This is a genomic window from Curtobacterium sp. MCLR17_045 (genome assembly GCF_003234405.1).
Classification (GTDB): Bacteria; Actinomycetota; Actinomycetes; order Actinomycetales; family Microbacteriaceae; genus Curtobacterium; species Curtobacterium flaccumfaciens.
Genome location: NZ_QKTB01000006.1, coordinates 39,628 through 62,866 on the forward strand (window position 1 = coordinate 39,628; position 23,239 = coordinate 62,866).

Here is a 23,239-nt window from a genome sequence, read left to right on the forward strand (position 1 = left end):
GTGCCCCGGGCCTCCTGTCCGTCGTGTGGTGGCGTCAGCCCTTGCTGTCGAACGTCCCCAGCTTCACGTCGGCCTGGCGGGTCTGGCCGTCGCGGACGTAGCTGATCGTCGTCGAGGCGCCGCCCGCGAAGAAGCGCACCTGCGCGGTCAGGTCGGTGGCGTCGGAGACCGACGCCGAACCGATCTTCGTGACGACGTCGCCCTTCTGCAGACCGGCCTTCGCCGCGGCACCGCCGTTGGACACCGACTTGATGAGGGCGCCGACCTGGGTGGCGCTGGCGTCCTCGGTGGCGTCGCCGACCGTTGCGCCGAGGAGCCCGTGGGTCGCCGACCCGTTGTCCTTGATCTCGTTCGCGACCCGCTTGACCAGGTTGGCCGGGATCGAGAAGCCGACGCCGATGCTGCCGGCGGCCGACTCCGACGACGAGCTGCCGGCCGAGGCGATGGCCACGTTGATGCCGATCAGTCGGCCCTTCGAGTCGAGCAGCGCACCGCCGGAGTTGCCCGGGTTGATCGATGCGTCGGTCTGGATGACCGGGAGCGAGACGGTGGTGTTCGCGGACGAGCTGCTGCCGTTGTCACCGTTGCCCCAGAAGTCGAAGGGACCCGAGCCGCCGTTGCCGCCCTCGTTCGAGTCGCCGCCCTCACTGGGGGCGCTCGAGGTGACCTGGATGCTGCGGTTCAGCGTCGAGACGATGCCGTCGGTGACGGTGTTCGACAGGCCCAGGGGCGCGCCGATCGCGACCGCGGTGTCGCCCACGTTGAGCTTGGACGAGTCCGCGAACTCCATCGGCTTGAGGTCGGTCGCGTCGATCTTGATGACCGCGAGGTCGACCGTCGGGTCGGTGCCGATGAGTTTGCCCGCGTAGATCTTGCCGTTCGAGGTCGTGACGGTGATCCGGCCGTTCGAGCTGTCACCGTCGAGGGTGACCACGTGGGTGTTCGTGACGATGTAGCCGTCCTTGCTCATCACCACGCCGGACCCGGTGCCGGCCTCGTTGCTCGCGGACACGTTGATCGTGACGACGGACGGGGTCGCCTGTGCCGCGACGGCGGTGACCACGGTGGCGGAGTCGTAGTCGTTGACGGTCAGGTTGCCGCCCTGCGACGAACCGGAGGACACCACGCTGCCACCGTCGTTGCCCGAGGAGACGGCCCAACCGGCACCGCCGCCCACCAGACCGCCGGCGATGACCGCGGCGATGACCGGCAGGAGCAGCTTGCTGCGGCCCGAGCGGTCCTTGGTCGTCGTGGTCGCCGCGGCGCCCGAGGCGTCGTCGCTGAAGTAGTGACCGTTGCGCTGGTTCGCGCCGTCGACGTCACCGAAGCCGCTCGTGGCCGACTGCGGAGCCTGCGCGGACGCGTTCGCGTACTCGGAGGACGAGCTCGGAGCGGTCGAGGACGTCGGCTGGGCGTACTCGCCGTAGCGGGGGCGTTCGCCGCCCGACTGGCCGTACTGGGACTGCTGGCCGTAGGGGTTCTGGGGCTGCTGGCCGTACTGGCTCTGCTGGCCGTAGGGGTTCTGGGGCTGCTGGCCGTACTGGCTCTGCTGGCCGTACGGGTTCTGGGCCTGCGGCGTCTGCTGGCCGTACTGCGGCTGCTGGCCGTACGGGTTCTGGCTCTGCTGCGACTGCTGGCCGTACGGGTTCTGGCTCTGCGGCGACTGCTGGCCGTACGGCGACGTCTGCTGGCCGTAGCCGCCCTGCTGCGCACCCGAGGAGTCGCCCGAGACGGCGGGGTACGGCGCGGTGTAGCGGTCGGTCGGGTGGTCCGTCGACGACGGGATCACGTCCGTGTGGTCCGGGGTCGTCTCGTCGTTCTGGTTCTGGTTCTGGTTCGGGCGAGGGGTCTCGTCCGGCTGGTCGGAGTCGTTCGGCATCGACGTGTTCCCTCTCGTGGCCGCTGCTGCGGCGTCCTCACTGGCGGCAGGCGGAGCCGCATCGTCCGGACGGCGGTCGTCGCCCTGCCCGCTGGGCGTGGTGTCGGTCATGCTGGACGTGCTCCTTTCAAGCTCGTGCAGTCTGTCGCAAGCACCTGAGCGGTCCTTCTGGCGAGGCTGCGAGCCACCCCTGGCGATCTTATGCGTGCGCTGTACACGGTGGCCCGGTCCGCCGCGGGACGGACAGCTAGGTTGGGGTCCGTTCAGCGCGACACGTCGTCGCCCGCACGGGAGGGAACCACATGCGCCAGGCAGGACCGTGGCTGCGAGCCGCCGACGGAGCGATGCTGCTGGGACCGGACGGGGTCCCCGCACCGACGGTGTTCGCCGAGATGAGCGCCCTCGCCGCCAGCACCGGCGCGGTCAACCTGGGGCAGGGCTTCCCCGACGAGGACGGGCCGGCCGAGGTGCTCGAGGCCGCGGTGCAGGCGATCCGCGACGGCGTGAACCAGTACCCGCCGGGCCGGGGCACCCCTGACCTGCGGGCGGCGATCGCCGAGCACCAGCAGCGGTGGTACGGGCTCGAGGTGGACCCCGACCGCGAGGTCCTCGTCACCGCCGGTGCCACCGAGGGGCTGGCCGCCACGATCCTCGCGCTGGTCGAACCCGGTGACGAGGTGATCACCTTCGAGCCGTTCTACGACGCCTACGGCGCGCTCATCCGGCTGGCCGGCGGGGTGCACGTCACAGTCCCGCTCACCGCGCCCGACTTCCTGCCCGACGAGCGCACGCTCCGCGCGGCCTTCACCGACCGCACCCGCGCCGTGCTCGTGAACACCCCGCACAACCCGACCGGCCGGGTCCTGCCCACCGAGGTGCTGCAGACGATCGTCGACCTGGCCACCGAGCGCGACGCGGTGATCATCACGGACGAGGTCTACGAACACCTGACGTTCGACGTCCCGCACACGCCCATCGCGACCCTGCCCGGCGCCGCCGAGCGGACGGTGTCGGTGTCGAGCGCGGGCAAGACCTTCAACACGACCGGGTGGAAGGTCGGCTGGCTCACCGCTCCCCCGGCACTCGTCGACGCGATCACGACGGTGAAGCAGTACCTGACGTTCGTGAACGGCGCGCCCTTCCAACCGGCCGTCGCCGTGGGACTCCGCCTGCCCGACGCGGTCTTCACCGGCATCGCCGCCGACCTGCGCGCGAAGCACGAACTGCTCGCCGACGGACTGACGGCGGCGGGCTTCGACGTGATGCGGCCCGACGGCGGGTACTTCGTGCTCGCCGACGCCGCGCCGCTCGGGTACGACGACGCCCGTGCATTCTGCCTCGAACTGCCCGCGTTGGCCGGTGTCGCGGGCGTGCCGGTCTCGGCGTTCGTCCGCCCGGACCGGGTCTCCGGCTACCGGTCCCTGGTGCGCTTCGCGTTCTGCAAGCGCCGGAGTGTCCTGGAGGACGCCACCGCACGCCTGGCGACCCTCGGAGCGCGCCCCGGCGCCTGAGACGCGACCGCGTCGGGGACGCGACCGACGCGTCAGGGCTGCCCCGGGCCTCCAGGCAGGGTGCGCAGTGCGACGTCGTAGCGCCGCAGCGACAGCGACGGGTTCACCCGTCGGACGGCGTCGGTGACGGTGGTGTCGATCGTGGCGGTGAGCGTGGTCGGCGAAGCGCCGGCCGAGGCGACCGCGACGCCCGACGGGTCGAGGACGACCGAGCCGCCGATCCCGATCGGCGGCGTCTGCCCGACCCCGACGACCCAGACGGTGTTCTCGATCGCGCGGGCGGTGAGGAGCGTGCGCCAGTGGTGCTCCTTGCCGGGGCCGCGCACCCACTCCGCCGGGAGGACGACGACGTCGGCCGCGCCGGTCTCGGGAGCGGCGAGCCGTCGCGTGACCTCGGGGAATCGCAGGTCGTAACAGGTCTCGAGCCCGACACGGACCCCGCCGAGGTCGAAGACCGGCAGCTGCTCCGGGTCGCCGGACTCGATGCGGTCCGACTCCCGCGAGCCGAAGGCGTCGTAGAGGTGGACCTTCCGGTACGTCGCCGCCAGGTCGCCCGACGGGAGCACCGCGACCAGGGTGTTCCGGAAGCGCTCCGGCGTGTCTGCCGACTCGGCGACCCCGACGACCAGGGCGATGCCGGTCTCGCGGGCGATGTCGCGGAGGCCGGAGACGAACGGACCGTCCAGGGGCTGCGCGGCCGCCACGAACCGATCGTCGATGTCGGCGGCGAAGTACGAGGTGTACTCCGGCGTGATGAGGAGATCGGCGCCACGGGCCGCCGCGTCGACGGCGGCGGTGCGCACGGTGTCGAGGTTGGCGACGGGGTCGTCCACGGGGGCGAACTGCGCCGCCGCGATCGTGAGGGTGGCCATGGGGCGAGCGTACCCGGGGGTCTGCGGCGGGCGGGCCTGCGGCTGGGCGTCCTGCGCCGGGCGTCTCGTGGCGGGGCGTCTCGCGTCTCGCGTCTCGCGTCTCGTGGCTGGGCGTCTCGCGGCGGAGACACGAAGAAGGCCCCGGTCCTGTTGGACCGGGGCCTTCATGTGACGCTTGGTTGCGGGGGCAGGATTTGAACCTACGACCTCTGGGTTATGAGCCCAGCGAGCTACCGAACTGCTCCACCCCGCGGCACGTTTAGAAGCCTACACGGGGCCGTGGCGGGACACAAATCGAGTGCCCCGCCACGGTGTGTCAGTTGCCGTTCTCGGCTGCCGTGGCGGCCTCGATCGCGTCCTGGAGGCGCTGGTCGGCTTCCGCCGCAGCGACCAGGTCGTTGTCGGCGTAGGCCTCCTGGCGGTCCTGCAGGGCTGCCTTGGCGTCGGCCAGGGCCTCCTGCAGGGCGTCGTTGTCGGTCGAGCCGGAACCCGTCGAGCCGGTCGAGCCGGTCGATCCGGAGCCCGAGGAACCCGTGTCGGAACCGGACCCCGTGTCGGAGCCGGACCCGCTGTCGGAACCGGAACCGGAACCGCTGTCGCTGCCGCTTGCGCCGGAGTCGCCGGCCGCCGCACCGGAGTCGCCGCCGAACAGCGAGTTCAGCGCTTCGTCGAGGGTGTCCTCGAACGCGATCTTGTCGCCGAAGGCCACGAGGACCTTCTGCAGCAGCGGGTACGAACCACTCGAGGTCGACTGGACGTAGACGGGCTGCACGTAGAGGAACCCACCGCCGACCGGGAGCGTGAGCAGGTTGCCCTGCTTCACGGTCGAGTTGCCCCGCTTCAGGATGTTCAGCTCCTGCGACACGGTCGAGTCACCGTTGAAGAGGCTCTGCACCTGCCCGGGGCCCGGGATGTTGTCGGTCTTCGGCATCGTCAACAGCGTGAGTTTGCCGTAGCCCGACGCCTTCTCGCCCTTGCCGGCACCACCCGCGTCGGAGTTCACTGCCAGGTAGCCGGTCAGCACGTTGCGGTTGTTCGCCCCGGCCGACTGCTGCGGGATGTAGGTCGTGTACAGCGAGTACGCCGTCCCCTGCCCCGGCACCTTCATCGTCAGGTAGTACGGGTCCTGCAGGTTCGCCCTGTTGGCGGTCGTCGTCGTCTGCGCGCCGAGTGCGTTCGTCGACGTCGCCGCGGTGTCGGCGTCACTGTCCGACGTCGCCGTGCTGGTCGGTTCCTGCGGGGTGTTCCACGCGTCGTCGCCCGAGTAGAACGAGTTGGCGTTGGTCACGTGGTACGTACCGAGGATCGAGCGCTGCACCTTGAACAGGTCCGTCGGGTACCGCACGTGGTCGAGGAGCTCGGCGCTCATGCTCGACACCGGCTTCATCGACGTCGGGAAGATCTTCTGCCACGTCTTCAGGACCGGGTCCTTCGTGTCCCACGTGTACAGCGTCACCTTGCCCGTGTAGGCGTCGACGGTCGCCTTCACCGAGTTCCGGATGTAGTTCACCTGGTCGGTGCGGTACGTCGAGGACTCGGCGCCGGCGATGCTGTCCGACAGGCTCTGGCTCTGCGAGTACGGGTACGCGTCGCTCGTGGTGTATCCGTCCACCACCCACTGGATGCGGTGGTCGACGATCGCCGGGTAGGCGTCGCTGTCGACGGTCAGGTACGGCGCCGCCTTCTGCACGCGGGTGATCGGGTCGCGGTCGTAGAGGATCTGCGAGTCCTTGTTCACCGCGTTCGAGAGCAGGATCTGCTCCGACTGGAACTTCGCGGCGTAGACGAGCCGGTTGAAGAAGTTGCCGAGGCTCGGACCGCCGTCGCCGGCGTAGGTGGTGGTCGCGTTCCCGCCGTTGTCGTCGTCCGAACCGGACGGGTAGTCGAGCTCCACGTCCTTCGTGCCCTTCGGCGCACCCACGATCGAGTAGGGCGGCGACGTCTCACCGAAGTACACGCGCTGCTGGAAGTCACCCAGCGCACCGTTCGACGGGATCCCGGACTCGAGGAACACCGGCTTGCCGTCGCTCGCGCGCTGGTTGCCGTAGGCCGCGGTGACGCCGTAGCCGTGGGTGTAGACGAACGCCCGGTTGTACTGCGTGTTCGCGGCCGAGCTGAGCCCGGCGAGGTCGATGTCGCGGACCGCGATGACGGTGTCCTCGGTCTCGCCCTTGACGTCGTAGCGGTCGACGTCCAGCTCCTTCGGGAACTGGTAGTACTGCCGGTACTGCTGCAGCTGGCTGAACGTGTCGGAGACGATCTTCGGGTCGATGAGACGGATGTTGGCCGTGGTCTGCGCGTCCTTCGCGAGCGCACCCGAGCTCGTCTCGGTCGTGGCGTCGTAGTTCTGTTCCTCGACGCCGGCGACACCGTAGGCGTCACGCGTGGCCTTGATGTTCCGCTCGATGTAGGCGGACTCGAAGGTGCGCTCCGAGGGCTTCACCTGCAGACGCTGGACGACCCACGGGTAGATGCCGCCGACGACGATCGCGGCGACGAGCAGCAGGCCCGTCCCGACGATCGAGATGCGCCAGCGGCCGATGACCGCCGTGACGATGAAGAGCAGCGCGACGATCGCCGCGATGCCCGCCATGATCTCGCGGCCCGGGATGACCGCGTTGACGTCGGTGTACTGGGCACCGGTGATGAGTGAGTTCGACTTCGTCAGCGCCGCGTACTGGTCGAGCCAGAGGCTGACGGCCTGCAGCGCGATGTAGAGCGCCGCCGTGACCGCCAGCTGGATGCGCGCGGCACGGGAGATCCGGACCTCGCGACCACCGAAGCGGAGCGCACCGTAGAGGTAGCTCGCAGCGAGCGCGGCGAGGCCGGCGATGAGGACGACGGCCGACGAGTAGGCCACGATCGAGCGCCAGAACGGCAGCTCGAACACGTAGAACCCGATGTCCAGTCCGAACTGCGGGTCGGTCTTGCCGAACGGCGTGCGGTTGAAGTACTCGAGGACCATGCTCCAGCGGCCCGCGGTCGAGAGCCCGGCGAAGATGCCGAGGACCACGGGGATGCCGATCATCACGGCGCGCCGCAGCGGCTCGATGACCTGCTGGTAGCGGTCGAGCTGCGAGTTGAGCTTCGCGTAGACCGGCCGGAACCGGAACGCGAGCGCGATGCTCACGAAGACCGGGACCGCCATGCCGAGGAATCCCGCCAGGAACATCAGGGTCCCGGCGATCCACCGGGTGGTGAGGACCTGCTGGAACCCGAGCTGCGCGAACCACGCGTAGTCGGTGTACAGGCTGGCGAAGATGAAGAAGGCGATCACCAGTGCGGCCAGCACGATGATCGTGACCACGATGGGGACCCGCGGCGAACGCCGCCCCGAGGTGGACGAGGTTGTCGTCACTTGATGTGCTCCAGACGTGTCGGACCGGCGGGCCCGGCTCGCGGCGGGCCGTCAGTGACACTGATCCTATGGGACCGGACCGAGCGTGAACCTGTACGGGGGCTCAGGACCGGGTCAGGACCCGCAGCGGGCGAGCTTCGCGGTGCTCCCGCCGTCGGCGATCGTCTGCAGGTCGGTGACGGCCTGGTCGAGCGTGGAGACGCTGTAGACGTCGAGCCCGTCCGGCACGTGCCCGACGACCTCGTCGCAGTTGTCCGCGGGGGCGAGGAACACCGTGGCGCCCGCGTCCGCGGCACCGTAGAGCTTCTGCCGGATCCCGCCGATGGGGCCGACCTCGCCGGCCGCCGTGATCGTGCCGGTGCCCGCGACGTGCTTGCCGCCGTTCAGCTTGCCCGGCGTGATCTCGTCGATGATCCCGAGCGCGAACATCATGCCGGCGGACGGACCGCCGACGTCCTGCAGGCGGATCGACACCTTGAAGGGGAACTCGTAGCGCTCGGTGACGCCGACCCCGAGCAGCGCCGTGCCCTGCTCGCTGCGCGGCGTCACCCGGACGTCCTTCGTCGCGCCGTCCCGTTCGACGGTGACGGTCGCGGGGCTCGAGGTGCCGTGCTGCGCGACGGCTTCGCGCAGGCTCACCGCGTCGGCGTTGGTCGTGAGCGACTTGCCGTCGAACGCCGTGATGACGTCGCCCTTCTCGATCGTGCCGTCGGCCGCTGAGCCCTCCTGCACGGCGCTGACCTCGAGTTCCGTGGGCAGGTCGTTCCCCTGCTGGATGAGCGCGGCGGCGACGGCTGACTGCTGCGACGCCTGCATGTCGGCGGAGTCCTGCTCGTTCACCTGCTCGGTCGTGGTGCCGCTCGGGTAGATCGCCTCGACCGGGATCACCGCCTGCGACCTGGTGAAGATCGCGCGGATCACGCTGGTCCACGACGGGCGGTTCGTGGCGTCGCCCTGGATGCCAACGGTGAGCATGTCGAGGGCGCCGGCCGTCGGGTACGTCTCGTGGCCGGACACCTGGATGAGCTTGACGTCCTTCGCGTCCTTGCCCGTCCCCTGCTCCTGGGTGCCGATCGTGTTGTAGACCGGCCCGGGGACCTCGATGAGGTACGGGCTGGGCAGCAGGCTCGCCAGCAGTCCCAGCACGACCGCGCCGATCAGGAACGCCCACCCGACGGTCCGGGCACGCGAGCGACGACGGGGCGCGGGGGCGAAGAGGGTCACGCGGGGTCCTTCCGAGGTGGGCACCCGCGCCTGGAGGCAGGGTGGTCGCCCGCGTCTCGCGACGGGGCTGTTCGCCCTGGGCGCAGCGCTTCGGGCGTTCCCACGGGGGCATCCCAGGTACGGCCCCGTGAGCAGCGATTAGCGTAGTCGGCATGCCTGATGAACCACAGCCGGGGCCGGACGACGACTTCCAGGAGATGCTGCGCAAGCTGCTCTCGGGCGAGGGGCAGATCGACCCGTCGCAGCTCGCCGGTGCCGCCGGTCTGCCGAACGACCCGGCATCCGTGGCGAACCTGATGAGCCAGCTCCAGCGTGCCGCGCAGTCCGGCGGTGACGGCATCGACTTCTCGGCCACCGCGGAACGCGCCAGCGCGATCGCTCGGGACGGCGGCCACCCCGTCGACCCGGCCACCTCGCAGGCGGCCGACCAGGCGTTCCAGGTCGCCGCGCTGTGGCTCGACGAGGTCACGACCGTCGCCGAGCTGACCGCGACCCCGAGTCTCTACACGCGTGAGCAGTGGGCCAAGGCGACCGTCCCGGTGTGGACGCAGATCGCCGAGCCGGTGGCCTTCAGCATCGCCGATGCCCTGACCGAGGCGATCGACCAGCGTGCTCCCGAGCAGCTCAAGGCGATGCTCGGCGACGTCTCGAAGGCGATGCGCGGCATCGGCGGGGCACTGTTCGCGATCCAGCTCGGCCAGGTCGTCGGGCAGCTGTCGAAGGAGGTCGTGTCCGGCGGTGACGTCGGCGTACCGCTCCTCGACGAGCAGGTCGCGGCACTCCTGCCCCAGAACGTCGCCGAGTTCGCCGAGGGCCTCGACGTCTCCGAGGACGAGGTCCGCATCTACCTCGCGGTCCGCGAACTCGCCCACGCCCGGCTCTTCCGGTCGGCACGGTGGCTCCGCCTGCACATCATCTCGTCCATCACGGACTACGCGCGGGGCATCCACATCCCCTTCGACCGCGTCGAGGAACTCGCGGCCGACATCGACCCGACCAACCAGGAGCAGCTGCGCGACGCACTCGCCTCGGGTGCCCTCATCCCGCCGCGGACCGCCGAGCAGGACGCCGCGCTCGCCCGACTCGAGACGATGCTCGCCCTGGTCGAGGGCTGGGTGGACACGGTCACCGCCGCGGCCACGGTCCGTCTCCCCAAGGCCGGAGCGATCGCCGAGATGGTGCGCCGTCGCCGTGCGGCCGGCGGCCCGGCCGAGTCGGCGTTCGCGACACTCGTCGGCCTCGAGCTGCGTCCGCGTCGTCTGCGTGAAGCCGCCGCGATGTGGCAGCGGGTGACCGACGAGCTCGGCGCCGAAGAGCGTGACGCCCTCTGGTCGCACTTCGACCTGGTGCCGACCTCGGACGACGTCGACGCACCCGACGCCCTCGTCGCACGGCTGCGGAACCCGTCCCAGACCGACGAGGACGACGCGTTCGACAAGGCCCTCGAGGACCTGCTGAACGACTCGACCGGTGCGCGTCCGCACGAGGACGAGTCCGGCCGCGTGGCCGACGACCCCGAGGGTGGAGCGGGCGACGAGCCCGGGAACGACACGGGCGACCAGCCCCGCTGAGTTCTCCACAGATCCCCCTGGTGACCCCACGCGTGCCGCGCACTCCGGCACCGTGGGGTCATGGGCATCCGCATCGATCCGACGCTCGAGTTCGTCTGGCGTGACCCCGCCACGGTCCAGCTCGGGGTCGATCCTCCACGCGCCGTCGTCGCGGTGCCCAGCACGGGGGAAGAACGGTTCCTCAACGGTCTGCGACGCGAGACCGGCCACGACGTGCTGGCAGGCCTGGCGGCCGCGTCGGGGTGCTCGCCGGAACGTGCTGCGGGTGTGCTCGGTGCCGCGTCGCCCGCGGTGGTCGAGGTCCTGCCCGAGCCGCTCGAACGCATCGAGGTGCACGGCACCGGTGTCCTCGCCGACGCCGTGGCGACGTTCCTGTCCGGCGAGGGCGTGACGGTCAGCCGCACCACCGCGCCCGCCGGAGGGCCGATCGTGCTGCCCGAGCCCGAACCACGCCTGGCCGTGGTGGTGGCCGACCACGTCGTCGACCCGGCGCTCCGCGCCGCGTGGACCCGCCGGGGTGTGCCGCACCTGGCGGTCGTCGTCGGCGACGGACGCGTCCGTCTCGGTCCGTTCGTCGTGCCGGGAGCCGGGCCGTGCCTCCAGTGTGCTGAGTACGCACGCGTCGACGACGACCCGGCCTGGCCGGCCATCGCCGCCCAGGTGTGGGGGCGGCACCCGACACCGCTGTCCCCGTGGCGGGCGGCGGCGGTGGCCGCTGCCACGACGCGGATGCTGCTGGAACGACTCCCGCTCCGGACGCAACGAGCCGACCCCGACCAGCTCGTCTTCGAGCGCGACGACCTGTCGGTCAGCCGTTCGCCGGTCCGGCCCCATCCGCGGTGCGCGTGCCGAGCGCTGCCAGGAACCGACTCGGAGCCCGGGCTCCCCCACGCGTGGAGCCCTGTTGCGACCACGTGATCGTGACGGAACGGCGGGCGCGTGTCAGCCCGACGTAGAACAGGCGTCGTTCCTCGTCCACCTCGGTGTCGGTCGACGCGTGCGAGATCGGCAGGAGCCCCTCGGCGGCGCCGGCGATGACCACGTGCGGCCACTCCAGACCCTTCGACGAGTGCAGCGTCGCGAGCGTGACGGCGTCGACCTCGGGCTCGTGGTGCGTCGCCGCACGGTCCACCAGGTCCTGGGTGAACTGCTGCATCGTCGTACCCGCGGGGGCGTCCTCGGCCAGGCCCATGATCGCCTGCAGCGCTTCCCACTGCTCGCGGACTGCGCCGGTGCCCTCCGGCGGCGTCTCCGTCCAGCCGCTGACCTGCAGCACCAGCCGGACCCGTCGGGTCAGCTCGTCGTCGGTCTGCCGGATCGCCTCGCCGCGCATGTGGTGGACGGCGAGCTTGACCTCCGGGCGGTTGAAGAACCGGGTCCCGCCCTGCACGCGGTAGGGGATGCCGTTCCGTCCGAGCGCGGACTCGAGCGCAGCGGACTGCGCTCCGACTCGGAAGAGCACGGCGCAGTCCCCGTAGGACGCTCCGGCCCCGACGAGCTCGGCGATGCGCCGGGCGATGGTCTGTGCCTCGTCGCCGTCGTGGACGCAGGCCAGCACGACCGGTTCCGGGCCCGGTTCCTGGCTCTGGGCCACCAGGTCGAGCGCGCCGGGCTGGCCGCGCATCAGCGTGTTGGCAGCGGACACGACCTCGCGGGTGGAGCGGTAGTTCCGCTCGAGGCGCAGGACCGACCCGCGCGGGAACTCCGACCCGAACCCGAGCAGGTAGTCGCTCGATGCGCCGGCGAACGAGTAGATGGTCTGACTGGCGTCACCGACGACGCACAGGTCGTCACGGCCGCCCAGCCAGGCCCGCAGCAGGTCGTGCTGCACGGGCGAGACGTCCTGGTACTCGTCGACGACGAAGAACCGGTACTGCTGCCGCACGTACGACGCCACGCGGGGCTCGGACTCGACCATGCCGAGGGTCGCCAGCAGGACGTCCTCGAAGTCCAGCTGCCGCCGGTCGTCCTTCAGTCGCTCGTACGCCTTCATCAGGTCGATGACCCGGCGCGGTGTGGTGTCCCGCGGCATCACCCGGTCGGCGGCGGCGGCCTCGTACTCGTCGAGCGAGAGCATCTGCACCTTGCGCCACTCGACCTCGGCGGCCAGGTCGCGGAGCACCGGGGTGTCGACGTTCATGCCGACCGTGTCCGCGGCGTGGGCGATCATCCGCCCCTTGGACTCGACGATCTTGGGGGCGTGCCCGCCGACGGTGTCCGGCCAGAAGTAGCTGAGCTGCGCCATCGCCGCGGCGTGGAAGGTGCGCGCCTGGACCGTCCCGGCCCCGAGCGCGCGCAGGCGCGACCGCAGTTCGCCTGCGGCACGGGTCGTGAAGGTCAGCGCGAGGACGTGGTTCGGCGCGTAGGTCCCGGTGGCGACGCCGTAGGCGATCCGGTGCGTGATCGCACGGGTCTTGCCCGTCCCGGCGCCGGCGAGCACGGCGACCGGACCGAGCAGGGTGCGGGCGACAGTCCGCTGCTCGGCGTCGAGCGCGGCGAGCAGTTCGTCGGGCGACGGCGGCCGGGGCTCGACTGCCCCGGCACCCGTTGCACCGCGCGGACCCGTGACGCTCACGGCAGGTCCAGCGGCCCGCCGTACCACTCCTCGATGATGGCGCGGGCGATCGAGGTGCGTCCCGGCAGCAGCAGGGTGTCGCCGGCGCGCTCGCGGATCTCGTCGCGCGAGAACCACCGGACGTCCAGGATCTCCACGCCGTCGGGGCGGGCGGTCGTCGGGTCACCGCCGGCTGCGCGGGCACGGAAGCCCACCATCAGCGACGCCGGGAACGGCCACGGCTGCGAGCCGAGGTACTCGGGCTCCTCGACACGGACGCCGGACTCCTCCCAGACCTCGCGGCGGACGGCGTCCTCGAGCGACTCCCCCGGCTCGACGAACCCGGCCAGCAGCGAGTACCGGTCGGCGTCCCACGCGGCGTTGGAACCGAGCAGGATCCGGTCGTCGGCGTCGACGACCCCGACGATGATCGCCGCGTCCGTGCGCGGGAAGAGGTCGTGCCCCTCGGGGTCGCGCCGGACCCATCCGCCGCTCACGACGGCAGTGGGTGAGCCGGTGCGCGGCGAGAAGCCGTGCACGGCGTGCCAGTTGGCCATCGCGACGGCTTCGACCGCCAGGCCCTGGTCGCGCGGCGAGAGCTCGGTGCCGAACATCCGGAGGCTCTGCCAGGCGTCGTCGTCGGGTTCGATGGCGGTGGCCGTCGCGCTGTCGATCAGGGCGGCGACGAAGCGGGTACCCGCCGGGGCATCGGCGGCGTCCGACACCGCACGGCCGAGGTACAGGGTCACGGTGTCGACCGGGATCTCCGTCGCGGTCACGAAGCGCAGGGTGCCGTCGGCGTTCCGGAGCATCTCGGCACCGCGCACCGGCAGGTACCGGGTGTGCTCGTCCTCGCGCAGGACACGCTCGACGTCGTCGGTCGTGCGGAACTCGGCGTCGCGGTCGAGTTCGTTGCGGGAGAGCGGGAGCCGGGCGGCGAACTCGACGGTCACGGCGGGAGAGCTCCTCGGATCGGGTGCGGACGTGCAGGAGACGTGCGGTGGGCGTGCGGGCCGCCGAACAGCGTGGCGTGCAGCCGTGCACGCGTCACGCGCCTACCCTGAGGGGCATGGCGGGATCCCAGTTCACTCTAGCCGCGTTGGCGACGACGGCCGTTCCAGGTCTCCTCGTCACGGGAACGCGCACGCTCGGCTCGGCCGCGGCCGGCGACTACGAGTCGGCGCTCCTCCGCGACGCCGACGGCACCGAGATCGTCATCCGCCGCCCCCGGAACCAGCGTGCCGAGGCGCGGCAGTCGGCCGACCTCGTCGCCATCCGCGCGCTGAGCGCCGGCATCCGCACACGCCTGCCGTTCGGCGTCGCCGAGTACCGCGGCCAGGCGCCGATCGGGTCGACGCGCGCCATCGTCACGACGCGGCTGGCCGGGGCTCACCCGACCCTCGCGTCGCTCGTCGAGCGCCCCGACCTCGCCACCAGCGTCGGCCGTGCCCTCGCCGCGATCCACCAGCTGCCGACGAGCTTCGTCTCCGACGCCGGCCTGCCGTCGCTCACGCCGTTCGAGGTGCTCCGGTCCGCCGTCTCGGTGATGGACCGCGCCGTGGCGACCAAGCTCGTCCCCGCCGCGCTCGTCGAACGCTGGGAGGGTGCCGCCCGCGACCAGCAGCTCTGGCAGTTCACGCCGACCGTCGTGCACGGTTCGCTCGGCACCGGCGCCCTGCTCGTCGACGGCGACGCGGTGACCGGGGTCCTCGACTGGGGCGAGCTGCGGCTCGGCGACCCGGCGAAGGACCTCGCCTGGGTGCTCGCCGGCCGCCGCGACGCCTTCGACACCGTCCTCAGCGCCTACGAGGCGAACGGCGGCGGACGCGACCGCCAGCTCGCACAGCGTGCACGCGTGCACCACGAACTCGAGACGGCGCACTGGCTGCTGCACGGCGTCCAGGCGAAGAGCACCGAGGTCGTCGACGACGCCGTCGCGATGATGCACCGCCTGGTCGACGCGGTGCACGCCCCGAGTGCGGAACCACTGCAGTCCGTGTCACCCGAGACGATGGAGATCGGCGAGGTGGAGCAGCTGTTGTCCTCCACCGAACGCCGCCACGGCTGACGCTTCGTGAGCAGGAATGGTCGGGTCGCTGCGGCGCACCCGACCATTCCTGCTCACGAAGTGCGGCAGGAGTCGTGGACGCGACCGCCTGGAGGCCCGGCGCGGGTCCGGCGGACCGGCACCGGGCCTCCAGGGCGGAGCGCGACACGGGCGGAGCGCGACACGGGCGCAGCGCGACACGGGCGCAGCGCGCGCGACGGGCGCAGCGCGCCCGTAGGACGTCAGCCGATGGCCTCGGACCACGCACGCTCGAGTCCGGCGCGGTCGAGCAGCTCGGTCGGACGGACCTCCAAGTCGTCGGCGACGAAGTAGAACACCGCGTCGACCTGGTCGAGCGGTCGCCCGGTGAACTCGGCGTAGGCGACGCGGTACAACGCGAGCTGCAGGGTTCGGCGGGCCAGGTCGTCCGCCCCCGACGGCGCCTTGCCCGTCTTCCAGTCGACCACCTCGGCGCGCCCGTCGATCTCGTACACGGCGTCGAGCTTGCAGACCACGCTGTGGCCGAGGAACGGGATGTGGATCTCGCGCTCGACCTCGATCGGCGTCAGCCCGGCCCACCGTGAGCCGTCGAACGTCGCCTGGAAGTCCGCGAGTCGACGGGCGTCGTCGTCGGTGACCACGGCGTCCGGCGATGCGTCGACGAGGTCGTCGGCATCGAGGTCGAGCTCGCCGTCCCACACGTCGAGCGTCTCGAGCGCGCCGCCGCTCCGTGCCCGCTGTTCCACCCACTGGTGGAACAGCGTGCCGAGCCGGGTGGCGCGGTACGGGCGCTCCGGCATCGGCCGGCGGAGCCGCTCGGCCACGGAGTCGGGTTCGGTCAGGTAGTCCTTGAAGCCCGACGCCGGGACCCGGTGCGGGACGGCGACCGCGTGCTTCGCGTTCCGGGTGGCGTGCCGTTCGGCGAGCAGCAGGTCGATGTCGGCTGCGAAGCGCCCCGCAGCACCGGGGTTCGCGTTCCGCACCCGCTCGGCGGCAGCCAGGACCCGCGGCGCGCGCTGCCCGAACGGCACGTGCGGCCAGGTCTGGGTCGCGCCGCTCTCCCCCATCGGGTTCTCGTCGTGCACCGTCGTCTCCGGGATCGCCGCACCGTCGATGACGCCGGCGTCCACCAGGTCGCGCAGGTAGCGGCTCGGCTCGGTGGGTCGGACCCCGCCGGCCCAGAACGAGCCGGACACCAGCAGGTCGTGCTTGGCACGGGTCAGGGCGACGTAGGTCAGCCGGCGCTCCTCGTCCTCGTTGCGGGCCTTCACCTGTTCCTTGAAGGCGTCGATCGCCGCGGTGACGTCCTTCTGGGTCTCCTGCCCGCGCCATGCGAGTCGCGGCAGCTCAGCGGCGTCCCCACGGAACTCGTACGGCAGTCGGCCGAACCCGAGCCAACCGGACGAGCCCTCCTGCGGACGCGCCGGCAGGCCGCCCTCGACCATCCGGGGCACCGCGACGGCGTCCCACTCGAGCCCCTTGGACCCGTGGATCGTCAGGATCTGCACGGTGCCGGCCTCGGGCTCCTCGGACCGCGGGCCCATGTCGTCCCGTCGGGCTGCGGCGTCGATCCACCCGAGGAACGAACCGAGGTCGGCGCGGTCGTCGGTCGACACGAAACCGGCGAGCTCGTCGATGAAGGCGTCGAGGTACGCGCCGCTGCCCTGTTCGTGCGCGGCGACCTCGATGTCGAGTCGCATCTCCTGCACGACGAGCGTCACGAAGTCGACCAGGTCGCTCCCCGCGCGTGAGCGGAGCATCGCGAGCTGCCCGCCGAGCGCACGCATCCGGCTGCGACCCGCGGGGGTGATGCCCTCGAGCGCGCCGTGCTCGTCGGGTGCGGTCGCGACGAAGTCGAGCGCGTCGACGATCGACCCGTGCTCCCCGGCAGCAACCGATGCACGGAAGGCCGCGGTCAGGTCGTCGTCGAGGCGCTGCTGGGTGTGGTCGCGCTGGAACAGCCACCGGGCGAGCTGGTGCAGGGCGACGATGTCCGCCGCCCCGACCCGCCACCGTGCACCCGCGAGCAGCCGGATCAGGTCGTTGCCGGCCGCCGGGTCGTGCAGGACGCGCAGGCACGCCACCAGGTCGACGATCTCCGGACGCTGGAGCAGTCCGCCGGTGCCGAGCACGTGGTACGGCACCCCACGGGCACCGAGCGCCGCCGTGAACGCCGCGAGGTCCTTCCGAGCCCGCAGCAGCAGCGCCATCGAGCCCGCCGGGTTCTGCCTGCGGTGGTCCTGGAACCACGCCGCGACCTCGTCGGCCTCTTCCGGCAGAGTCTCGGGGAACACCACCCGCACGGTGCCGGCGTCCGCACCCGGCCGGGGCGAGAGCCGTTCGACGTCGACCTCGGACGCCTCGGACAGCGGTGACACGATCGCGTTCGCCCCCGCGAGCACGTCCACCGGGTTCCGCCAGCTGGTCGACAGCGCGAAGGTGACGGGTTCGGCCACGCCGGGTTCGTCGCCGCCGAAGTCGTGCGGGAACCGGGCGAGGTTCGCGGCACTCGCACCACGGAACCCGTAGATCGACTGGTGCGGGTCGCCGACCGCCATCACCGAGTGCCCGCGGAACAGCCGGGCGAGGAACCGGGTCTGCACGACCGAGGTGTCCTGGTACTCGTCGAGGAGCACCACCCCGTACCGGCTCCGCAGGTCCGTGACGACGCGTGGGGCCGACTCGGCCGCGGCGAGCGCGAGGGCGATCTGGTCGGAGAACTCCACGAACCCGCGGTCGACCTTCTGTCGTCGGAACTCGGCGACCAGGTCGGCCAGGGGTTCGAGGGCGCTGATCGCGGCGACCGCGTCGGTGATCGCCTTGTACGGCTTGCCGCGGTTGCCGGGGAGTTCGAGCAGCTCCGAGAACTCGATCGCGAACCGGCGCAGGTCCTCCGGTTCGACGAGGTGCTCCGAGGTGGCACCGGCGAGCGCGACCACGGCTGCGGTCAGGGTGTCGACGTCGCGGTCGAGGCCGGCGAGCCGGTCGTCGCGGGCGGCCACCACCACCCGACGGGCGAGCTGCCAGGCCGACGGTTCGGTCAGCACCTGGGACTCGCCGTCACGCCCGACGAGCAGGGCGTTCTCGCGGAAGACCGCGTTGGCGAAGGCGTTGTACGTCGAGACCGTGGGTGCCTCGAAGGCGTCCCCGGGGGTGATCAAGCCCACGTCCTCGAGCGCACGGATGCGGTCGTTGATGCGGACGGAGAGCTCGCCGGCGGCCTTGCGGGTGAAGGTCAGGCCGAGGACCTCGTCGGGGCGGACGAGTCCGTTGGCCAGCAGCCAGACGACGCGCGAGGCCATCGTCTCGGTCTTCCCGCTGCCGGCACCGGCGACGACCAGCGCCGGCACGAGCGGTGACTCGATGACGGCGCGCTGCTGGGCGGTGGGACGGGGGCGGCCGAGAGCGTCGGCGATGGCGTCGGCGCCGTGCCGGATGACGGGCGGTGCAGCGGCAGCCGTGTCGGTCGTGCCCGCTGTGTCGGTCGTGCCCGCCGTGTCGGTCGTGTCCGCCGTGTCGCTCACCAGGTCACCTCCGCCACCACGTGGATCCGGCACTCGACCCCGGTCCGGGCCTTCTCGCAGTGGTCGTCCACGTTCGCCACGAACGTGCGTCCGGCCATGCCCCGCGCCACCCCGTGCAACCGCTCGCGGTAGGCCTCGCGCGCCTCGGCGTCGAACGCGTGCTGGGTCCGCTCGGAGTACGCCTGTCCGCCGCGGGGGTTCTGGACGAAGACCAGCCGGGCGTCGGTCATCGGCGACCCCGCCGGCACGCCCTCGACCGCGCCGTCCTCGACCGCGAGTTGGTAGGCCCCGAGCTGCGGGTGTTCCGGCATGTCGTTCTTCTCGCTGGGCATCGAACGGCCGGTCTTCAGGTCGACGACGCTCACCCGCCCCTCGAGGTCGACCTCGATGCGGTCGATGCTCCCCCGGATCCGGGCGGGCCCGGTCACGAGCGCGAACGAGGTCTCGGCGCCGAGCAGTCGACGGCCGGCGCTGGCGAAGGTGCGGAGGTAGTCGCTCAGCCCCTCGATCATCCGCCGGGTCCGGGCACGTTCGCGGTCGGCGACCCAGGGCGACTCGAACGTGAGCTCGTCCCACCGCGCCTCGACCCGCTCCCACAGCGACTCGACGTCGATCTCGGTGGCGTGCTCCATCGCTTCGTGCACGATCGTGCCGATGCCCATCGCCGGGCTCGGGGCACCGCCGCCGAAGGTCTGCGCGAACCAGTGCACCGGGCACTCCTCGAAGGTGCCGATCCGCGACGGCGACACCGACACGGCCGGGGCGACGGGTTCGCCGCCCTCGATCTCGGGCGCGGGCTCGGCGTCGAGGTCGACCAGGGGGCCGTCCGTGGTCGGCTCGGCGAGCCCGTACCACTCGTCCGGGTCCGCCCCGGGGACCTCGGCCTCGGCCAGGCGGGCCAGCGCGGACGCGGCCTCGTGGTCGCCGGAGCCCACCACGCGGCGGCGCAGCGACCCGGCGAGCCCACGCAGGGACAGCGGGTGGACGGTCGGTTGACGGTCCGGCGGCACCGGGACAAGTCGGACGAAGGGTGACGGCGACTCGTCGTCGTTCGCGACCGTGCCGATGACGACCTGGGTGGTGGCCCGAGAAACGGCCCGGGCGAACAGCCGCAGTTCGTCGGCGACCACGGCGGCTCGGTCGTCGATGGGTGATCGCTCGACCCCGGCAGCGGCGCGGACCAGGCCGTCCGGGTCGAGCAGACTGCCGCGCACCCGGGTGTTCGGCCAGACGCCGTCCTGCAGACCGAGCACCACGACCACGTCGCACTCGAGCCCGATCGTCGCCGACGGCGTCAGGACCCGCACCCGGCCGGCGGTCCGGTCGGGGCCGATCGAGTCCTCTGGCAGGTCGGCGCCGAGCAGGTCGTCGACGAAGACCCGCGCGGGGGCGTCCGGCGTGCGCTCGACGAAGCGCTTGGCGGCGGTGAACAGGCCGACGACGGCGTCCAGGTGCCGGTCGGCTTCCCCGGCGCCGACCCCACCGGCGGCGGACTGGGCGCCCCATGACTTCGCGAGACCGCTGCGTTCCCAGAGGCCCCAGAGGATCTCCTCGATGCTCGATCCCGCCTGGGCGTCGGCACGCGCCTGCACCAGGCTCCGGGCCAGCCGGGTCGCCCGGCGCGCGAACCCGGCGTCCACCGTCGCCAGGCGCTCCGGTGCGCCCAGGGCATCGACGAGCAGTTCGTCGGCGGTGCGGCTGCCGTCGCCCGCGAGCTCCTCACGCCGCAGGGCGAGCCGGAGCCGACGCATCGCCAGGGTGTCGAGGCCTCCGAGGGGCCCGGTGGCGAACGCGGTGGCCAGGGCGGCGTCCAGCGGCAGGACGTCGAGCGCCACCGCGGCCGCGTCGAGCAACGCCCGCGCCGCGGAGTCGTCGCGCGGACGGACGGGCGCGGCACCGGCGGTCGCCGGGACCTCGGCCACGGAGAGTGCCCGGACGAGTTCGGGGATGGCAGCACCGCTGCGGGTGACCACGGCCATCCGGTGCCACGGCACGCCGTCGAGCAGGCGGTGTTCGCGCAGTCGACGGGCGATCGCCACGACGAGCGCGGAACGGCTGGCGGCCTCGAGGTGCACGACGGCGTCGGGCCGCGCATCCTGGTCGCCCGCTGACGCGCTGCGCTGCCGACCGGCCGCCGCGGTGCCGATGCGACCCGTGACGCCGGTGACCAGGGCACGGATCGGCGCGGGGTGCCGGTGCACCGCGCCGAGGAACAGCTCGTCGACGCGGTCCACCCCGAGGCGCACGGCCAGCCGACCGAGCACGTCCGGTTCGGCGCCGCGGAACGCCGAGGCGGCGATGTCCGGGTCGCCGAAGGCCACGACCTGCACGCCGGAGCGCGCGAGTGCCCCGAGCAGCGCGATCTCACCCTCCACCAGTTCCTGCGTGTCGTCGACCACGACCAGGCGCAGGGCGGCGATGCTCGCGGGGAGCTCGTGCCGCAGCACCGCCGCGGTGGCGTACGCCACGAGTTCGCCGGAGTCGAGCCCGGTCGGCCGGAACGCGGTGACCGATGCCCGGTAGTCGTCCACGAAGTCCCCGACGGCCCGCCACTCGGGCCGTCCGAGCTCGTCGCCGAGTTCCCGCATGTCGTCGGGCTCGACGCCGGCGGCCACCGCACGCATCATGACGTCGCGCAGGGCGGTTCGGAACCCCGCTCGCTCCCGGACGACGGCGGTGATGGGGTCGGGCCAGGTCGGACCAGCTCCGTCGAGTTCGTGCCCGGCGAGCAGGTCGGCGATGATCCGGTCCTGCTCCCCGCCGGTCAGCAGCGTCGGGGGTTCCTGCCCCTGCACCGACGCCGCGTGGGTGACGATCTGGAACGCCAGCGAGTTCACGGTGCGGGCGAGTGCACCCGGCACGACCCGGTCGACCGCCCGAGCGAGCCGGTCGCGCAGCGCCGTCGCGGCCGTCCGCGCCGAGGTCAGGGCGAGCACCGTCGCGTGGCCGTCGGGGGTGATCGCGTCGGGTCGGGTCAGCCGGTCTGCGACGAGCCGTGCGAGCGTGGTCGTCTTGCCGCTGCCCGGCGCACCGATCACCGCGGCGTGACGCCCGTCCGGCAACGCGAGCACCGCGGCCTGCGAGGGGTCGTCGACCAGTGCGCGCGCGAACCCGGTTTCCTCGGGAGCGGGCATCAGCGTGGTCTGCGGCACGCTCGTACGGTACCCAGGACCGCCGACAGCACCGCTGCGGACGCGCGGGGCACCGGTCGTCACGCCGTCGAGTGCGCCCGCGGCGAACGCCCGATGCCGCACGGGACCGCTCGGATACGCTGTGCTGGTGGACATCAAGATCGGCATCATCAACAGCCCCCGCGAGATCGCCTTCGAGACCGCCCAGACCGCGGACGAGGTCGAGAAGGCCGTGTCCGAGGCGCTCACCGCCAAGTCGACGCACCTGTCGCTGCAGGACGACAAGGGCCGTCGCTTCATCGTCCCTGTCTCGGCCCTGGCGTACGTCGAGGTCGGCGCGGAAGAGGCACGGCGCATCGGCTTCGTCGCCTGACGACGTGGAACTGCTCTTCGCCGTCCTCGGCGGCATCATCATCGGTGCGGTCGCGCACGTGATCCTGCCGTGGCGGTCGAACCGTGGCGTGCTCGTCGGCCCAGCGGTCGGCGGCATTGCCGCAGCAGTGCTCTGGGAAGCGCTGACCTGGGCCGGGTGGCGGTACGACGGCACCTGGATCTGGGTCGTGGCCCTCGTGGGGTCCGGCGTGGTCGTCCTCGTCGTCGAGTGGCTCCTCGGCACGCAGCGCGACAAGCGCGACGCCGAGTACTACGAGCAGCTCAAGACGCGCGGCGCCTGACGCTCGAGCAACTCAGACGCGCGGCGCCTGACGCTCGACCGCTCAGGCCGTCAGCCCGAGCGCGTCCATCCGTCGGGTGTGCGCGGCGATGAGTTCGGTCCAGACCGGCTCGAGCCGCTCCTGGTCCTCGCGGGCGTGCGACGCCAGCGCCGACCGGGCGACGAGCAGGGTGTCGCCCACCAGACGGCGTCCCCACATCGCCAGACGCGAACCGATCTGCGGGTCGTCCTCGATGTGAGCCGTCAGCTCCTCGACGACCGCCGCTTCCTCGCGCGCGTCGAACACCGACCGCAGCCGCTGCCGCACGTCGAGCGGCAGCGAGCGGAGCAGGTTGCCGAACAGGTCGTTCAGGATGCCGGCGGTCACGTAGCCGGTCAGCATCGACTCGTACCAGTCGGCGCCGCTCGTCCGTTCGAGGAACAGGTCGATCGCTTCGCGGTGCGGGGCCATCAGCGCCGCCGGGTCCCCGCCGGTGCGCTCGATCTCGGCCACGATCGTGCGGTGCCGCTCGAGCGCCGTGGTCGCGAGGACCCCGGTGACCAGACGCCCGGAGAGCGTCGGTGCCGAAGCACCGGCTCGTCCCATCGTCTCGTAGACCGAGAGCTGCAGGTACGCGGCCTGCCCCAGGTAGACGTCGAGCTCGGGGGTGACGTCGTCGAGCGCGAGCCGCTTGACCTGCGCAGCTCCGCGCGGGTTCCGCGACGCGAGCCATGCTGCAGCGAGCTGCGCCGCGCGCTTCCGGTTCCACCACGACACCACCCGACCAGCATAGAGGGCGCGCCCCGTGGGACCCGCCGGTCGCCCCGCTCGGCGCCCGGACCGGACCGCCCGACTCCCCGAAGCACCCCGCCGCGCCCCGGAGGACGGCCCCGTCGGTAGACTGGCCCGGACTTC

General features: G+C 72.1%; 15 protein-coding genes and 1 tRNA gene. 6 read left to right on the forward strand and 10 right to left on the reverse strand.

The window, feature by feature from the left end; translation table 11 throughout:
- Positions 1–34: 34 nt before the first annotated feature.
- Positions 35–1,990, reverse strand: a complete 1,956-nt coding sequence (locus DEJ05_RS06180; RefSeq protein ID WP_258370504.1) for a S1C family serine protease — start codon at positions 1,988–1,990, stop codon at positions 35–37.
- 191 nt (positions 1,991–2,181) lie between these two features.
- On the opposite strand from DEJ05_RS06180, the gene DEJ05_RS06185 reads away from it, so the two are divergent.
- Positions 2,182–3,390: an aminotransferase class I/II-fold pyridoxal phosphate-dependent enzyme gene (locus DEJ05_RS06185; RefSeq protein WP_111029538.1), complete on the forward strand. Its 1,209-nt coding sequence runs from the start codon at positions 2,182–2,184 to the stop codon at positions 3,388–3,390.
- Between the two features lie 32 nt (positions 3,391–3,422).
- Here the strand turns inward: DEJ05_RS06185 and DEJ05_RS06190 are convergent, their stop codons facing one another.
- The 4 genes from DEJ05_RS06190 to DEJ05_RS06205 all read right to left on the reverse strand — a co-directional run bounded on the left by DEJ05_RS06190 (position 3,423) and on the right by DEJ05_RS06205 (position 8,844).
- On the reverse strand, positions 3,423–4,262 hold the full coding sequence (locus DEJ05_RS06190) for a carbon-nitrogen hydrolase family protein (RefSeq protein WP_181433048.1): 840 nt from the start codon (positions 4,260–4,262) through the stop codon (positions 3,423–3,425).
- 176 nt (positions 4,263–4,438) lie between these two features.
- Positions 4,439–4,515: transfer RNA gene (locus DEJ05_RS06195), tRNA-Met, on the reverse strand.
- A gap of 63 nt (positions 4,516–4,578) precedes the next feature.
- Entirely contained in the window at positions 4,579–7,569 is a 2,991-nt protein-coding gene (locus DEJ05_RS06200) for a UPF0182 family protein (RefSeq protein ID WP_181433047.1), read from the reverse strand.
- A gap of 165 nt (positions 7,570–7,734) precedes the next feature.
- Positions 7,735–8,844 carry a PDZ domain-containing protein gene (locus DEJ05_RS06205; RefSeq protein ID WP_111029540.1) on the reverse strand — a complete coding sequence of 370 codons (1,110 nt, stop codon included), beginning with the start codon at positions 8,842–8,844 and terminating at the stop codon, positions 7,735–7,737.
- A gap of 152 nt (positions 8,845–8,996) precedes the next feature.
- On the opposite strand from DEJ05_RS06205, the gene DEJ05_RS06210 reads away from it, so the two are divergent.
- Both DEJ05_RS06210 and DEJ05_RS06215 read left to right on the forward strand, forming a co-directional pair.
- A complete protein-coding gene (locus tag DEJ05_RS06210) occupies positions 8,997–10,415 on the forward strand; it encodes a zinc-dependent metalloprotease (protein ID WP_111029541.1) in 1,419 nt (472 codons plus the stop codon).
- 60 nt (positions 10,416–10,475) lie between these two features.
- Entirely contained in the window at positions 10,476–11,333 is an 858-nt protein-coding gene (locus tag DEJ05_RS06215; protein ID WP_111029542.1) for a TOMM precursor leader peptide-binding protein, read from the forward strand.
- On the opposite strand, the gene DEJ05_RS06220 is transcribed toward DEJ05_RS06215, so the two are convergent.
- Together DEJ05_RS06220 and nudC are read right to left on the reverse strand one after the other, a co-directional pair.
- Positions 11,224–12,990 (reverse strand): ATP-dependent helicase, encoded by a 1,767-nt coding sequence (locus DEJ05_RS06220; RefSeq protein WP_181433046.1) that lies wholly within the window; start codon positions 12,988–12,990, stop codon positions 11,224–11,226. The two genes, DEJ05_RS06215 and DEJ05_RS06220, sit on opposite strands and share 110 nt — an antisense overlap.
- Entirely contained in the window at positions 12,987–13,922 is a 936-nt protein-coding gene (gene nudC, locus DEJ05_RS06225) for an NAD(+) diphosphatase (protein ID WP_071405456.1), read from the reverse strand. Before nudC ends, DEJ05_RS06220 begins: the two co-directional genes overlap by 4 nt.
- Before the next feature lie 116 nt (positions 13,923–14,038).
- Here nudC and DEJ05_RS06230 point away from each other — a divergent pair, with 116 nt between their 5' ends.
- The gene (locus DEJ05_RS06230; RefSeq protein WP_111029543.1) at positions 14,039–15,037 is read left to right on the forward strand and encodes a phosphotransferase; all 999 of its coding nucleotides are present in this window, start codon (positions 14,039–14,041) and stop codon (positions 15,035–15,037) included.
- Between the two features lie 221 nt (positions 15,038–15,258).
- On the opposite strand, the gene DEJ05_RS06235 is transcribed toward DEJ05_RS06230, so the two are convergent.
- Complete coding sequence (locus DEJ05_RS06235) at positions 15,259–18,540, reverse strand: ATP-dependent DNA helicase (protein ID WP_258370503.1); 3,282 nt, start codon at positions 18,538–18,540, stop codon at positions 15,259–15,261.
- Positions 18,537–21,692, reverse strand: a complete 3,156-nt coding sequence (locus DEJ05_RS06240) for a UrvD/REP family ATP-dependent DNA helicase (RefSeq protein WP_181440673.1) — start codon at positions 21,690–21,692, stop codon at positions 18,537–18,539. Before DEJ05_RS06240 ends, DEJ05_RS06235 begins: the two co-directional genes overlap by 4 nt.
- 127 nt (positions 21,693–21,819) lie before the next feature.
- Between DEJ05_RS06240 and DEJ05_RS06245 the strand changes: the two genes are divergently transcribed.
- Together DEJ05_RS06245 and DEJ05_RS06250 are read left to right on the forward strand one after the other, a co-directional pair.
- Positions 21,820–22,044: a DUF3107 domain-containing protein gene (locus DEJ05_RS06245; RefSeq protein WP_031259670.1), complete on the forward strand. Its 225-nt coding sequence runs from the start codon at positions 21,820–21,822 to the stop codon at positions 22,042–22,044.
- A gap of 4 nt (positions 22,045–22,048) precedes the next feature.
- Positions 22,049–22,345, forward strand: coding sequence for a hypothetical protein (locus DEJ05_RS06250; protein ID WP_111033226.1), 297 nt, complete (start codon positions 22,049–22,051; stop codon positions 22,343–22,345).
- A 42-nt stretch (positions 22,346–22,387) separates the two neighbouring features.
- Here the strand turns inward: DEJ05_RS06250 and DEJ05_RS06255 are convergent, their stop codons facing one another.
- Positions 22,388–23,101 carry a ferritin-like domain-containing protein gene (locus DEJ05_RS06255; protein ID WP_258372448.1) on the reverse strand — a complete coding sequence of 238 codons (714 nt, stop codon included), beginning with the start codon at positions 23,099–23,101 and terminating at the stop codon, positions 22,388–22,390.
- Positions 23,102–23,239 lie beyond the last annotated feature (138 nt).